The organism is Cupriavidus lacunae (genome assembly GCF_003353055.1).
Taxonomy (GTDB): domain Bacteria; phylum Pseudomonadota; class Gammaproteobacteria; order Burkholderiales; family Burkholderiaceae; genus Cupriavidus; species Cupriavidus lacunae.
On sequence record NZ_QKWJ01000035.1, the window covers coordinates 1 to 14,044 of the forward strand.

Annotated in this window: 13 protein-coding genes and 1 pseudogene; 9 read left to right on the top strand and 5 right to left on the bottom strand. The window is 70.1% G+C overall.

The window, feature by feature from the left end; all coding sequences use genetic code 11:
- The 3 genes and pseudogenes from DN412_RS24050 to DN412_RS24055 form a co-directional block, all read left to right on the top strand.
- On the top strand, positions 1–337 hold a 337-nt coding region (locus DN412_RS24050), incomplete at its 5' end, for an efflux RND transporter permease subunit (protein WP_208647649.1).
- Positions 334–606: pseudogene (locus DN412_RS45915) on the top strand (efflux transporter outer membrane subunit); the annotation flags it as partial. The gene DN412_RS24050 and the pseudogene DN412_RS45915, both read left to right, overlap by 4 nt.
- A 158-nt stretch (positions 607–764) precedes the next feature.
- Positions 765–1,751 (top strand): TolC family protein, encoded by a 987-nt coding sequence (locus DN412_RS24055; protein WP_279635233.1) that lies wholly within the window; start codon positions 765–767, stop codon positions 1,749–1,751.
- Between the two features lie 33 nt (positions 1,752–1,784).
- Here the strand turns inward: DN412_RS24055 and DN412_RS24060 are convergent, their stop codons facing one another.
- The 3 genes from DN412_RS24060 to DN412_RS24070 form a co-directional block, all read right to left on the bottom strand.
- The gene (locus DN412_RS24060; protein WP_115213879.1) at positions 1,785–3,143 is read right to left on the bottom strand and encodes an MATE family efflux transporter; all 1,359 of its coding nucleotides are present in this window, start codon (positions 3,141–3,143) and stop codon (positions 1,785–1,787) included.
- A complete protein-coding gene (locus DN412_RS24065) occupies positions 3,136–3,651 on the bottom strand; it encodes a winged helix-turn-helix transcriptional regulator (protein ID WP_115213933.1) in 516 nt (171 codons plus the stop codon). The genes DN412_RS24060 and DN412_RS24065 overlap by 8 nt, the downstream gene beginning before the upstream one ends.
- 131 nt (positions 3,652–3,782) lie before the next feature.
- Positions 3,783–4,697, bottom strand: a complete 915-nt coding sequence (locus DN412_RS24070) for a LysR family transcriptional regulator (protein WP_115213880.1) — start codon at positions 4,695–4,697, stop codon at positions 3,783–3,785.
- Between the two features lie 126 nt (positions 4,698–4,823).
- Here DN412_RS24070 and DN412_RS24075 point away from each other — a divergent pair, with 126 nt between their 5' ends.
- The 4 genes from DN412_RS24075 (at position 4,824) to DN412_RS24090 (ending at position 9,866) form a co-directional block, all read left to right on the top strand.
- Positions 4,824–6,317: an acyl-CoA synthetase gene (locus DN412_RS24075; RefSeq protein ID WP_115213881.1), complete on the top strand. Its 1,494-nt coding sequence runs from the start codon at positions 4,824–4,826 to the stop codon at positions 6,315–6,317.
- A 64-nt stretch (positions 6,318–6,381) separates the two neighbouring features.
- The gene (locus DN412_RS24080; RefSeq protein ID WP_115213882.1) at positions 6,382–7,380 is read left to right on the top strand and encodes a Bug family tripartite tricarboxylate transporter substrate binding protein; all 999 of its coding nucleotides are present in this window, start codon (positions 6,382–6,384) and stop codon (positions 7,378–7,380) included.
- 98 nt (positions 7,381–7,478) lie between these two features.
- Positions 7,479–8,969 (top strand): chloride channel protein, encoded by a 1,491-nt coding sequence (locus tag DN412_RS24085; protein WP_115213883.1) that lies wholly within the window; start codon positions 7,479–7,481, stop codon positions 8,967–8,969.
- A gap of 168 nt (positions 8,970–9,137) precedes the next feature.
- Positions 9,138–9,866, top strand: a complete 729-nt coding sequence (locus tag DN412_RS24090) for a hypothetical protein (RefSeq protein ID WP_115213884.1) — start codon at positions 9,138–9,140, stop codon at positions 9,864–9,866.
- 45 nt (positions 9,867–9,911) lie between these two features.
- Here the strand turns inward: DN412_RS24090 and dapB are convergent, their stop codons facing one another.
- Positions 9,912–10,721 carry a 4-hydroxy-tetrahydrodipicolinate reductase gene (dapB, locus tag DN412_RS24095; protein ID WP_115213885.1) on the bottom strand — a complete coding sequence of 270 codons (810 nt, stop codon included), beginning with the start codon at positions 10,719–10,721 and terminating at the stop codon, positions 9,912–9,914.
- A gap of 45 nt (positions 10,722–10,766) precedes the next feature.
- Positions 10,767–11,216, bottom strand: a complete 450-nt coding sequence (locus DN412_RS24100; RefSeq protein ID WP_115213886.1) for an Lrp/AsnC family transcriptional regulator — start codon at positions 11,214–11,216, stop codon at positions 10,767–10,769.
- A gap of 128 nt (positions 11,217–11,344) precedes the next feature.
- Between DN412_RS24100 and DN412_RS24105 the strand changes: the two genes are divergently transcribed.
- Both DN412_RS24105 and amaB read left to right on the top strand, forming a co-directional pair.
- Positions 11,345–12,526, top strand: coding sequence for a saccharopine dehydrogenase family protein (locus tag DN412_RS24105; RefSeq protein ID WP_115213887.1), 1,182 nt, complete (start codon positions 11,345–11,347; stop codon positions 12,524–12,526).
- Positions 12,523–14,040, top strand: a complete 1,518-nt coding sequence (gene amaB, locus DN412_RS24110) for an L-piperidine-6-carboxylate dehydrogenase (RefSeq protein ID WP_115213888.1) — start codon at positions 12,523–12,525, stop codon at positions 14,038–14,040. The genes DN412_RS24105 and amaB overlap by 4 nt, the downstream gene beginning before the upstream one ends.
- Positions 14,041–14,044 lie beyond the last annotated feature (4 nt).

Consider the following 14,044-nt stretch of genomic DNA (forward strand, 5'->3'; position numbering starts at 1 on the left):
GGTGGAGGTGCGGCACAAGGAAGGCCTGAGCGCCTACGACGCAGCGCTGTACGCGGCCAAGCTGCGTCTGCGGCCCATCATCATGACCTCGCTCGCCTTTATCCTGGGCTGCGTGCCGCTGGCCATCGCCAGCGGAGCCTCGGCGGCGAGCCGCCAGTCGCTGGGCACCGGTGTCATCGGCGGGATGCTGGGCGCCACGGTCATCGCGCTGTTCTTCATTCCGATGTTCTTCTGGGGGCTGGAAGTCATGTCGGAGCGCAAGCCCAAGGCCAAGGCGGGTGCCATGCCGACGACACCGACCACGCCGCCCACGCCCCCGACAGGAGAACCGTCATGAGCGCGCGCCGCGGCATTGCCGGCGCCTGCCTGGCCGCGCTGCTGGGCGGCTGTGCCATCGGCCCCAACTACCAGCGGCCCGAGACCCCCGACCCGGCGCAGTACCGCATCGGCACCGGCGTGCTGGCGGTGGCCGCCGACAGCGCCTGGTGGGACAGCTTCAGCGACCCGGTGCTCAATGCGCTGGTGGAAGCAGCGCTGCGCAACAACTACGACGTGCGCATTGCCGCGGCCCGCATCGATGCATTCCGCGGGCAGTTGATGGTCGCGCGGGCCGGCTTCTTTCCGCAGGTGAACCTGTCGGCATTGGCGACACGGCAGCGCGCGGGCACCTTCAACGGCACGCCATTCGCATCGCTCGACGGCCCGNCTGGGAGCTGGACCTGTGGGGCCGCATCCGGCGCCAGGCCGAGGCCGCCGAAGCCGGTGTGTGGAATGCCGAGTACGTGCGCCGCGGCGTGGTGCTGTCGCTGGCGGCATCGGTGGTGCAGGGCTATGCGACGCTGCGCGGGCTGGATGCGCAGCTGGAGATCGCACAGCAGACACTGGCGTCGCGCGCCAAGGGGCTGGATATCTTCCGCCAGCGCTACGAGGGCGGGGTGATCTCGCAGGTGGAGCTGTCGCAGGCGGAAAACGACTACTTCTCGACCGAGGCCGCGATCCCGCCGCTGCGCACAGCCATCGCCCAGACCGAGAACGCGCTGTCGGTGCTGCTGGGGCGCGAGCCCGGCCCGATCGAGCGCGGCAAGACGGTGCATGAACTGCTGCCGCCGCCGGCGGGCGCGGACTTGCCGGCCGCGCTGCTGTCGCGGCGCCCGGACGTGCTGCAGGCCGAGCAGTCCGCCATCGCCGCCAATGCGCAGCTGGGCGCCGCGCAGGCGCTGTACCTGCCGGCGGTGAACCTGAGCGGGCTGTTCGGCGCCATCGCCAGCACGCCTGGCGCGCTGTGGCACAGCGCCTCGCAGGTGTGGAGCGTCGGCGCCGGGCTGACCCAGCCGATCTTCCAGGGCGGCGCCATCCGCGGCCAGGTGCAGACCGCGTCGGCCCAGCGCCAGCAGGCCATGCTGGCCTACCAGGGCACGGTGCTGGCGGCGCTGGCCGACGTCAACAGTGCGCTCGCCAACAGCATCGAGACCCGCAACCGGCTGGTCAGCCTGCGCCAGCAGGAGAAGAGCCTGGTGGTCTATGCCGACCAGTCCGGCGCGCGCTACGAAGGGGGTTATTCCAGCTACCTGGAAGTGACCACCGCGCAGGAGAAACTGTTTGACGCGCAACTGGCGGCGGTACAGGGGCAGGTGGACGTGCTGACCGGCGCCGCGGCGCTATACAAGTCGCTTGGCGGCGGCTGGCCGGCGGTGCCGCAGGATGTAAGAGAGGCAGGGATGCAGGGGGATGCGAAGGTGTTGAGGCGATAGCGGGGCGGCTGGCGCTTGCCAGCCGCATTGCCACTACCGTGCCGACCATTCCCCTTGCCGCACGCCCAGCGCCGTGACCACGCCATAGGCCGTGATCCCCAGCGCCACGCCCAGGAAATGTCCGTCCAGGCCCATCCCGAACACATTGGCCAGCAGCCAGCCGCCACCCACGGCCAGCGCAATCCGGCACAGGCCCGCGGCCGCCGGCCAGCGCATGCGGCCAGCGCCCATCGAGGCGAAGTACAGCGCCATCCCCAGCCCGAAGCCGCCGAACGCCGGCCCCACCCATGACAGCGCACGTGCGGCGATGGCGATGACTTCGGCGTCTTGGGTGAACAGGCTGGCAAAGCGCACCGGCGCCATGCCCACCGCGGCGCCTGCGCTGCCGGCGATGACCAGTGCCAGGAACGCGCCCACCCATGCGGTGCGCCGTGCGGTGTGCCAGTCGCCCGCGCCCACGGCGCCGCCGACCAGCGCGGTCAGGGCCGAGCCCACGCCGAAGGCCAGCGGGATCATCAGGAATTCCAGTCGCGCCGAGATGCCATAGGCGGCCACCGCCGCCGTGCCATGGTGGCGCAGTTGCGCGGTAACCAGGATGGTGGTCAGGTTGGCCACCGAGGCCAGCGCGCACGCCACCAGCCCGACCGACAGGATGCGCGCGAACAGCGCCCACGACGGCCGCACCCGCAGCATCGGCACGAAGCCCGCGCCGCCGCGTGCCACCACGATTGCCATCGCCAGCGCGGCGGCCCACGACACCGCCGCCAGCGCGACGCCGATACCGGCCAGGCCCATGCCGGCGGGCTCGGCCAGCAGCCACGACAGCACCGGGAAAGCGATCCACATCAGCGCCAGTACGCGCGCGGCCAGTGCATGGCGGCCACCGCCGCGCAACACCGACGCGAGCGTGTTGGCCAGCCAGGCCGGGACCGCCCCCGCGCCGAACAGCCAGATCGCATAGCTGGCGGCCGCGTCGGCCGCGGTGGCGCCGGCCACCGCGCCCAGCACGGGGCGCGGAAAGCCGGCCAGCACCACGGCAAAGGCCAGCCCGGCGGTCACAGCGATCAACAGCGCGTGCACGACCAGCGACGACGCTTCCTCACGCTTGTTGGCGCCGAGCGCGCGGGCGATGGCCGCGACCACGCCGCCGCCCATGGCCCCCGCCGACATCTGCTGCAGCAGTAGCGCAAATGGCAGGACCACGGCCCAGCCGGCCAGCGCCGCCGTGCCCTGGCGTGCGGCCAGCCAGGTTTCGATCAACTGGGCCACGGCCTGCAGCACGGCGATCAGCGCGGTCGGCCCGGCCAGCCTGCCGATGCGGCGGGCGAGCTCGGTGGCCGGTACCGCGTCGGCGGGCATGGCGTCCGCGGGCAATGCACGCGCGTCAGTCATGGCGGGTCTCCCCTTGCTCGCCAACGGTTTCCGCGTCACCGAAGCGCCGCTGCAGGAAACGGCCCGCGCCCGGGCCGGGCAAGACGCGCACGTCGTCCAGCGTGATCGCGCTGCCGTCGGCGCGCGTCAGGGCGGGCTCAGTGATCTCCGTGCCGGTGCGGCGGTCCAGCAGCAGCGTCAGCGGACCCTTTTCATCGATCATCCAGCGGTCGGCCCAGGCCTTGAGCGCCACATAGGCCGGAAAGAAGTCGCGGCCCTTGTCGGTTAACTGGTAGACGTGGCGAGCGCTGCCCTCGGGCGTGACGCGTGCCAGCAGCCCGTGCGCCACCAGCGTTTTCAGGCGCGCGCTGAGGATGTTGGGAGCGATGCCGAGGTTGCGCTCGAACTCATCGAAGCGCGTGCTGCCGTAGAAGGCCTCGCGCAGCACAAGGATGGCCCAGCGTTCCCCCAGCACGGCCATCGAACGCGCGACGGGGCAGGGCATCGAGGTGAAATCGGTAGGGGGCATGGTCTGCGCCGGTCTGGTCTGCTTGCTTGCAAAATGCAAGTTTTCTGAAGGATAGCTTGCAAATCGAAAGTTCGCCGCTGGCTTTCGACCCCGGCAGCCGAAAACGTTCGTTCATCGGCCAGCGGTGCCGGCTACGCCACCCCGTCGCGGAACACCTCGAGCTTGCCCAGTTCCTCGCGCAGGAAGCCGATCAGCGCCCGCGTGGCCATCGACGGATGCAGGTTGGGCGTGGTGATGATGAAGAGCTTGTTGCCGAGCCCTTCCGGGCGCCAGTCCGGCAGCACCGGCATCATCTGGCCGGCGCGCACTTCCTCCCAGCCGATATAGACCGGCAGCATGCCGATACCATGCCCTTCACGCACGGCGCGCGCCAGGAACAGGAAGTGTTCGGACTGCAGCGTGGGCGTCAGCGCCACGTTCACGCGCTGGCCGTCGCGGTAGAGCGACAGCGGAAACTGCCGCGGTGGGTAGGGCGGGCACAGGAAGTTGCAGCCGGTCAGGTCCGCTGGCACGTGTACCGGCGGGATGCATGAGAGGTACTCCGGCGATGCGTACAGTTGCCAGCGGATATCGCAGATTTCACGCGCCACATGGTCCAGCGGCGGCGCCGAGGTGACCTTCAGCGCCACATCGATCTCGGCCGCGATCAGGTCGTTGACGCGGTTGGCAAAGAACACGCGCAGCGTGATGCCGGGGTGCTTCTGCGCGAACTGCAGCAGCAGCGGCGCGATATAGGCATCGCCCAGCCCGGTGGGCACGCTCACGCGCACATGGCCGCGCAGGGTCTGGCCCAGGCTGTCGATCTCGGCCTGCGCCGAGGCCACTTCCTGCAGGATGCGCACGCCGTGCTGGTACAGGGCGTGGCCGGGCTCGGTCAGTTCCAGCCGGCGCGTGGTCCGGCGCAACAGTTGGGCGCCGGCCTGGTGCTCGAGCTCGCGCAACTGGCGGCTGACCTGCGAGCGCGTCACGCCGCGGCGCCGCCCGGCTTCGGCCAGGTTGCCCGCGTCGACGATGTCGACGAAGGCCTGGATCAGGTTGAGGTCCATCGGGGATTGCCTGCAGGATTGTCGCGTCTGGTGCAACATTGTGATTCCGATGTGCATGATTGTCGATGCACGGTTACGTCGATACAGTGGTCGGCTGACAGAATGGATCGCAACAGGAGACAACGGATGGCCACGGACCTCTGGTTTGAAGACATGCACCGCGGCGGCGATGAACTGCTGGCGCGCGGCGCCCGGCTGGCTGGCGGCCTGCGCGCGCTGGGCGTGCAGGAGGGCGACGTGGTCGCGGTGCTGCTGCGCAACGATCCGGCTTATGCCGACGTGGTCCATGCCTGCCGCACCGCCGGCTGCTATTACTGCCCGATCAACTGGCACTTCACCGCCGAGGAGGTGCGCTTCCTGCTGACCGACAGCGGCGCGAAGGTGCTGCTGGTGCAGGCCGACCTGCTGCCCGCGGTGCGCGAAGCCATGCCGGCCGGCATGGCGGTGCTGTCGGTGGGCGGCCCCGCCGACGGCGCCATCGAATATGAAAGCTGGCTGGCCCGCCAGTCCGCCTATGACGGCCCGCGCGTGGCGCCGCGCGGCCATATGGCCTATACCTCCGGCACTACCGGCCGGCCCAAGGGCGTGGTGCGCGAGGCGGTGCCGCTGGACCAGCTCGAGGCGCAGCTGCCGCGCATTCGCTCCTTGATACGGCAGGCCTACGGCCTCGAGCCGGGCTGCCGCGCGCTGATGTCGGCGCCGCTGTACCACAGCGCGCCGGGCTCGTTTATCCAGAGTGCGTTGCAGATGGCCGAACGCCTGGTGATCACGCCGCGCTTTGACGCCGAGCAGGTACTGGCGCTGGTGGAGAAGCATCGCATCGACGTGCTCTACCTGGTGCCGATCATGTACGTGCGCCTGCTCAAGCTGCCGCCCGAGGTGCGCGCGAAGTACGACCTGTCTTCGATCCGCTTTGTCGCCTCGACCGGCTCGCCGTGCTCGCCCGACGTCAAGCGCGCGATGCTGGAATGGCTGGGGCCGGTGATCCATGAAACCTACGCCTCCAGCGAAGCCGGCATGATCACCGTGGCCACCCCGGCCGACGCCGCCGCGCGCCCCGGCACCGCCGGCAGGCCGGTCGATGACGCGCAGCTGCGCATCCTCGATGAGAACGGCCGCGAGTGCGCGCCGGGCGAGATCGGCCTGGTCTACGTGCGCCAGCCGGCTTACCCCGACTTCAGCTACCGAAACAATGACGCCGCGCGCGCCGCCATCGACCGCGACGGGCTGGTGACGCTGGGCGACATGGGCTATGTCGATGCCGACGGCTACCTGTTTATCTGCGACCGCGCCTCGGACATGGTGATCTCCGGCGGCGTCAACATCTATCCGGCCGAGATCGAGCACGAGCTGGTGCGCTACCCCGGCGTGGCCGACTGCGTGGTGTTCGGCATCCCCGACGACGAATACGGCGAGCGCCTGCTGGCCATGGTGCAGCCGATGCCGGGCGTGGAGATCCGCGAGGCCGAGGTGATCGACTGGCTGCGCCAGCGGCTGTCGGGCTTCAAGGTGCCGCGCAGCATCGTGATCGAGGCGCAGCTGCCGCGCGATGAAACCGGCAAGCTCGCCAAGCGCCGGCTGCGCGACCGCTACTGGGAAGGCCGCCAGCGCCGCGTCTGAGTGCCGCGTCTGGGTGCCGACGGGCCTGCATGGATCACGACCGATAACAACAGGAGGAGACGCGATGCAGAACAAACCGACCGGACGGCGCGCCTGGCTCGCCGCGATGGCAGCCGGCGCGGGATGCGCACTAGCCTTGTGGGGCGGGGCCCCGCAGGCCGCCTATCCCGACCACCCGATCAAGCTGGTGGTGCCCTACACACCCGGCGGCTCGACCGACCAGTTCGGCCGCGCGCTGGCCGACGGCATGTCGCGCCAGCTGGGCCAGACCGTGGTGGTGGAAAACCGCCCCGGCGCGGCCACCATGATCGGCACCACCAGCGTGGCGCGCGCGCCGGCGGATGGCTACACCGTGGTGCTGGCCACCAACGGCAGCATGGTGCTCAACCCGATGCTGTACAGGAAGATCAACTACGATCCGCCCAAGGATTTCCGGATCTTCAGCATCGGCGCCGAGGTGCCGCTGGTGGTGGTGACCAACACCAAGGTGCCGGCCAGCAATATCCGCGAGTTCGCGGCCTACGCCAGGGCGGCAGGGGGCAAGCTCAACTATGGCTCGGTTGGCCTGGGCAACGCGCTGCAACTGGCGACGGAAATGCTGAAGACTGAGCTCGGCATCAGCGTCACCCACGTGCCCTACAACGGCAGCGCTCCGGCGCTGTCGGCGCTGCTGGCCAACGACGTACAGCTGATGGTCGATGTGGTCAGCACCTCGCTGCCGCATATCAAGGCGGGCAAGCTCAAGGCCCTGGCGGTCACCGGCCGTACCCGGCTGGAAGTGCTGCCCAACGTGCCGACCGTGGCCGAAAGCGGCTATCCCAACTTCCAGGCCGCCACCTGGTTCGGCCTGGCCGTGCCCGCACAAACGCCGCCCGACGTGGTGGCCAGGCTGCAGGCCGCCGCCGCCCACGTCCAGAAGGATGCGCAATTCCGCACCACCTTCAGCGCGCTGGGGCTGGTGGTGCAGCCGCCGCGCACGCAGGCCGAGATCGACCGCTATGTCGAGGCCGACCGGGAGCATTGGGGCAAGGTGATCAAGGCCAATAACATCTCGCTGGACTGAGTCCAGGGTTTGGTGCGATGGCGATGGGCGTATAGTTCGAAGTCATCCCGGCGGACGCTGCGCCCCGCGTCGCGCCGGACCTACGCCACACGCCTGTCATGACCGATCGCGAACCCAACGATCCCAAGCCTCCCGTTTCTTCTTCCGCCGATCCGGGCGCGAGCCCGGACCCCCAGGCGCGGCCCGACGCCGGCTCGCCGCCTCCCGATCCTCGCCTGCTGAACCAGCTCAGCCGCCACGCGCGCCTGGCGGCCTGGCGCAAGTCGCGCCAGGCCGGGCGCATCTCGCGCACCACCATGCGCTATGCGGTGTTCATGTTCGGCGCGGGCTGCGTCGGGCTGTTCTCGCTGATATTTGCGTGGATCGCCGAAGTGGCGCTGCGCTGGAACCATCACCTGACCCAGGCCACGCCGTGGCTGGCCTTTGTGATGCTGCCGTTCGGGCTGGCCGCGCTGCGCTGGCTGACGATCCGGCTGGCGCCGCAGGCGCGCGGCAGCGGCATCCCGCAGGTGATCGCGGCGGTCACGCTGCCGCCGTCGGGCCCGGCGCAGACGATGCTGGTGTCGTTCCGCCAGTCGATGTGGAAGGTGGTACTGACCGCCGCGGCGCTGCTGGCCGGCGCCTCGGTCGGGCGCGAGGGGCCGTCGGTGCAAGTGGGCGCGGCGGCCATGCTGGCCTGGGGCCGCTGGTGCCAGGAGAAGCTGCGCTTTCGCATCGGCTTCCACCCCAATGCGCTGATCGCCGCGGGCGCGGCCGGTGGCCTGGCGGCGGCGTTCAACACGCCGCTGGCCGGGGTGGTGTTCGCCATTGAAGAACTGGGCCGGGGCACCGCGGTGCGCTGGGACCGGCTGGTGCTGTCGGGCGTGCTGACCGCCGGTTTCCTGTCGCTGGCGGTGCTGGGCAACAACCCGTATTTCGTGGTCAAGGTGCCGATGCTGGCGCTGCATGACGCCTGGGGCCCGGTGCTGCTGTGCGCGGTCGTCACCGGCGTGCTGGGGGGCCTGTTCGCCAAGGCGCTCAAGGGTGGCGTGCCGGCGCTGCTGCCCGCGCCATGGCGCGGCTGGCCGGTGCGGCATCCGGTGTGGGTGGCGTTCGGCTGCGGGCTGGTGGTGGCCATCATCGGCTGGGCTACCGCGGGCGCGACCTTCGGCACCGGCTATGAGCAGGCCGCGGCGCTGATCAACGGCGAATCGCATGCCACGCTGTGGTTCGGCATCGCCAAGCTGGTGGCGACGGTGGTCTCGTACTTCGCCGGCATCCCGGGCGGCATCTTCACGCCGGCGCTGGCGATCGGCGCGGGTATCGGCGAAAACGTCGCGCACTTCGTCACCGGCATGGCCGAGCCGCGCGTGCTGGCGCTGGTGTCGATGGCGGCGTTCCTGGCCGCGGCCACGCAGGCGCCGATCACCGCCAGCGTGATCGTGATGGAGATGACGCGCACGCAGGACCTGACGGTCTTCCTGCTGGCGGCGTCGCTGCTGGCGTCGTTCATCTCGCGGCAGTTCTCGCCGCACCCGTTCTACCACCAGGTTGGTCACGCGTTCCGGCGCGAGGCGCTGGCGCTGGTACGCCAGGCGCCGGCCGGCTGATCAAGGCGCGGGCCGTAAGTGCCTGCGCCGCCGGGGCCATGGGGTAAGCTACCGCTCGCCCCTTGCCGGCGCGGCTGACAGTGATCTTTTCGTCACGGGTTGCACGCTGCGCAGGAACAACCCGGCCGGGGCGGGCTCCAACCCGGAGCCGTTCAACAGGAGTCCGATTTGAAATTCCCCGTTGCCGGGCTGGCGCTTGCCGGCCTGCTGGGCGCCGCCGGCGCCATTGCCGCCCCTGCCTCCGCCCCTGCCGCCGGGCCGGCGGCCCCTGCACCGGCCAAGGCCCAGGCCGAAAACAGCGCGCTGTCGCCGCTGCTGGCCGTGCTGGAAATCGGCAATCCGCTGCCGGCCTTGCCTGACTGCGCCGACAAGCGCACGCCCGATGGCCGCGACGTCACCGGATTCTGTGTCGAACTGAAGGGCGATGGCCTGATGCGCCAGGTGGGCGTGCCGCGCGCCCAGCGCCCGGCCTTCATGGATGGCCCCTTTGTGCTGGCCTTTGTCGACCGCAACGCGCTGGTCGGCCTGGTGGTGCCGACCGCGGGCGCCAACTCGCAGCAGGCCGCGGCCGACAGCGTCAGCGCGCTGTACGGCAAGCCGTTCCGGCAGGAACAGGTCGACATGCCCGACAAGGCTGGCAAGAGCGTCAAGACCCTGCATGCCGGCTGGATGCACAAGCCGCTGACGGTGGAGCTGTACGCGATGCCCGAAGACCCCAACACCGGCACCGTCGAAATGCTGCTGCCGCAGGCGCGCACGCTGATGGCGGACAAGGATGCCGAGGTGGACAAGCAGCTCAACCCGGCCTCGGCGCCCGCGGCCAAGGGCGGCAAGGCCGCCGCCGCCAAGCCGGCGCCGAAGCCTGCGGCCAAGCCTGAGAAGCCCGGCAACTGGTAACACCGGCAGCAGGCGGCCAGCCGCCTGCTTTCTCCGCTCGCGGCCTCAGAGTCCTTCCATCACCTTGTCCAGCCCCCGCACCACGCCGCGCACGGTGTGGACCTTGCGGATCGCCAGCAGCGCGCCGGCGACATAAGGCTTGGAGCCGTCGCCGGCCTCGTGCTTCAGGTGCAGGCGCTGGCCATCGGCGCCGAAGATCACCTCCACGCCAAGCTGGTAACCCGGCAGCCGCACCGCATGCACCTGCGTGCCGGACATGGTGGCGCCGCGGGTTTCCTTCGGGCCGTTGACCTGGTCGACCGGCACCGCCTGCGCGGCGGCCTTGACCTGGCCGAGCCGGAAGGCCAGTTCGCGCACCGTGCCGGAGGGCACGTCGATCTTGCCGGCCTTGGCGTAGTCGATGATCTCCCAGTGCTCCAGGTGGCGCGCGGCCATTTCGGCAAACTTCTGCAGCAGCACCACCGTGATGGCGAAATTGCCGCAGGCGAGCACGCCGCGATCGGCCTTGCGCGCGGCCGCGTCGATCTCGGCATAGTCCTCGTCGGTCAGCCCCGAGGTGCCCACCACCACGTGCGCGCCATGCGCCAGCGCCTGCAGGATGTTGTGCCTGGCGATGCCCGGCTTGGTGTATTCGACATAGACGTCGTACGGCGTTGCCCCCAGCGCCTCGATGCTGGCGGCCGCTACGCCGGGGGTGTCGGCATGGCCGGTCAGCTGCGCGAGTGTCTGACCGGCGGCGCCGCGCGACAGGCCGGCCACCAGGGTCATGTCGGCCGCATGGGCCACGCCGCGCGCCAGTTCGCCGCCGGCCCAGCCGGTCACGCCGCCGACGGCGACACGGATCGGATTGCTCATGTTCTGTTTCTCCGCAAAGGCTGATGGGTCTGGCAGCATACCGCGTCAGCCTGCGGCGCGCCGGCGGTCGAGCTTGCGCGCCAGCACGATCGAGGTGGTGGTGTGGTTGACGCCGTCGAGCATGCCGATCTCGTCGAGCAGCCGGTCCAGCCGGTCATGCGTGTCGCAGCGGATCGCCACCAGGTAGTCGACCGGGCCGCTGACGGAATTGACCTCCTCGATCTCGGGCAGCCGCTGCAGCGCGCGCAGGATGGCGGGCGCGGCCTTGGGCTGCACCGACAGCCCGCAGTAGGCCAGGATGACGTTGTCTTCCATGCGCTGTCCCAGCCGCACACCATAGCCGGCAATCACCCCGGTGCGCTCCAGCCGCGCGATGCGCGCCACCACCGTGGTGCGGGCGATGCCCAGGTGCCGGGCGAGGTTGGCGGCGCTTTCGCGGGCATTGGCCTGCAGCAGCGACAGCAGGTGCCGGTCGGTGGTGTCGAGTTCGGTCATTGCGTCAGCATGCTTCGTCGTTTTGTTCGATTATGGCGGGTTTTCGTCGTTCTTGCGCCTTCATTGTGTCGCGCCGGCTATCCATACTCCAGTCAAGGGAACAACCTTTTCTTGTGGACGGAGACACCATGCAAGCCTCGAACCTGGGCCGGCAGGCCCCGCGCGACCTGCCCACGGCACCCCGCCCGCTGCACGTGACGGTGCTGGGCGCGGGCAAGATCGGCCGCGCCATCGCGGCGATGCTGCATGACAGCGGCGACTACCGCGTCAGCCTGGTCGACCACGACGCCCGCCGTCTCGACGGCCTGCCGCGCGGTGTGGTGGCGCGCGCCGGCGACCCCACCGAGCCCGGCACCTGCGCCGCGCTATTGGCCGGCGCCGATGCCGTGCTCAACGCGCTGCCGTTCCATGCCGCCATCAGCGTGGCCTCGGTGGCGGCGCGCCTGGGCGTGCACTACTTCGACCTGACCGAGGACGTGGCCGCGACCCAGGCCATCCGCCAGCTGGCGCAGGGCGCGCGCTCGGTGCTGATGCCGCAGTGCGGGCTGGCGCCCGGCTTTATCGGCGTAGTCGGGCACGACCTGGCGCAGCGTTTCCTGCGCGGCGGCGGCGAACTGCTGGACCTGCAGATGCGGGTCGGGGCGCTGCCGCGCTACCCCAGCAATGCGCTCAAGTACAACCTGACCTGGAGCACCGAGGGACTGATCAACGAGTACTGCAACCCGTGCGAGGCGATTGTCGACGGCCGCCGCGTGGCACTGACGGCGCTGGAAGGGTTGGAGAGCTTTGCGCTGGACGGCATCGAGTACGAAGCCTTTAATACATCTGGCGGACTCGGCACGTTGCCCGAGACGCTGGCCGGGCGCGCGCGCCATGTCGACTACAAGTCGATCCGCTATCCCGGCCACTGCGCGCTGATGAAGCTGCTGCTCAACGACCTGCGCCTGCGCGAACGCCGCGACTGGCTGCGCGATATCTTCGACCGCGCCATCCCGGTGACCGAGCAGGACGTGGTGATCGTGTTCGCCACCGCCACCGGCTACCCGGCCGGGGGCGAACGCGGGCGCGGGCCGCTGACGCAGGCTTCGTTCTCGGTGCGCATCGGCGGGGTGGACGGCAAGGGTGGCCATGTCAACGCGATCCAGCTGACCACTGCAGCGGGCATCTGCACCGCGCTGGACATGGTGGCCACCGGCGCGCTGCCGCAGGCCGGCTTCGTGCGGCAGGAGTCGATGCCGCTGGATGCCTTCCTTGCCAACCGGTTCGGTCGCCACTACACGCAGCATCCGCTCCAGGAGAGCCTCGTATGAAAGCCCAAGAGTTCGCCGCCTGCTGGGATTCGCTGGGCCTGCCACGGCCATGGCGGGAGGGCACGCCCGCTGGTACCGTGGCGGTCCGCTCGCCGGTCGATGGCGAAGCCATCGGCCATGTCCCGGCCTGCACGCCGGCGCAGGCCGACGCATCGATCGCCCGCGCCCACGCGGCGCAGAGCACCTGGGCGCTGCTGCCCGCGCCCGCGCGCGGCGAGATCGTGCGGCGCTTCGGCGAGGTGCTGCGCGAACACAAGCCGGCGCTGGGGCGGCTGGTGTCGCTCGAGTCCGGCAAGATCCTGCAGGAAGGCCTGGGCGAGGTGCAGGAGATGATCGACATCTGCGACTTCGCGGTCGGGCTGTCGCGCCAGCTGCACGGGCTGACCATTGCCTCCGAGCGCCCGCAGCACGCCATGCGCGAGACCTGGCACCCCTATGGGCTGTGCGGCGTGATCTCGGCCTTCAACTTCCCGGTGGCGGTGTGGGCGTGGAATGCGGCGCTGGCGCTGGTGTGCGGCAACGGCGTGATCTGGAAACCGTCGGAGAAAGTCACCCTGTGCGCGCTGGCCGCGCATGGCCTGCTGGAGCGGGTGCTGGCCGCGGCGGCGCCGCAGCATACCGGCATCTGCGCGGTGCTGCCGGGCGGGCGCATGCTGGGCGGCCATCTGGTGTCGCACCCGGCCGTGCGGCTGATCAGCGCCACCGGCTCGACCCGCATGGGCCGCGAGGTCGGCATTGCCTGCGCCGGGCACTTCAAGCGCAGCATCCTGGAGCTGGGCGGCAACAATGCCGCCATCGTCGCGCCTTCGGCCGATATCGAGCTGGCGGTGCGGGCCATCACCTTTGCCGCGGCCGGCACGGCGGGCCAGCGCTGCACCACGCTGCGCCGCTGCTTTATCCACGCCGACCTGATGGACACCATGGCGAGCCGGCTGATCACCGTGTTCGACCGCCTGCCCGTGGGCGATCCGCTTGCGGACGGCACGATGGTCGGCCCGCTGATCGACACCGCCGCCGGCGATGCCATGGCCAACGCGCTGGCCGCCTGCCGCGCGCAGGGCAATATCGTCACCGGCGGCGAACGGCTGCTGGCGGACCGCTATCCGCATGCGTACTACGTGCGGCCCGCGTTGGTGATGACCGACGCGCAGCACGACACCATGCTGACCGAGACCTTCGCGCCGATCCTGTACCTGATGCCGTACACCACCCTGGACGAGGCCATCGCGCTGAATAATGCCGCGGCGCACGGGCTATCGTCGTGCATCTTCACGGAATCGATGCGCGAGGCCGAGCGCTTCCTGTCGTCGGCGGGCAGCGACTGCGGCATCGCCAACGTCAATATCGGCACCAGCGGCGCGGAAATCGGCGGCGCCTTCGGCGGGGAGAAGGCGACGGGCGGGGGGCGCGAGTCGGGGTCGGATGCGTGGAAGGGCTATATGCGGCGTGCCACCAACACCATCAACTACGGCGATTCGCTGCCGCTGGCCCAGGGGATACGGTTCGAGATCTGAGGGC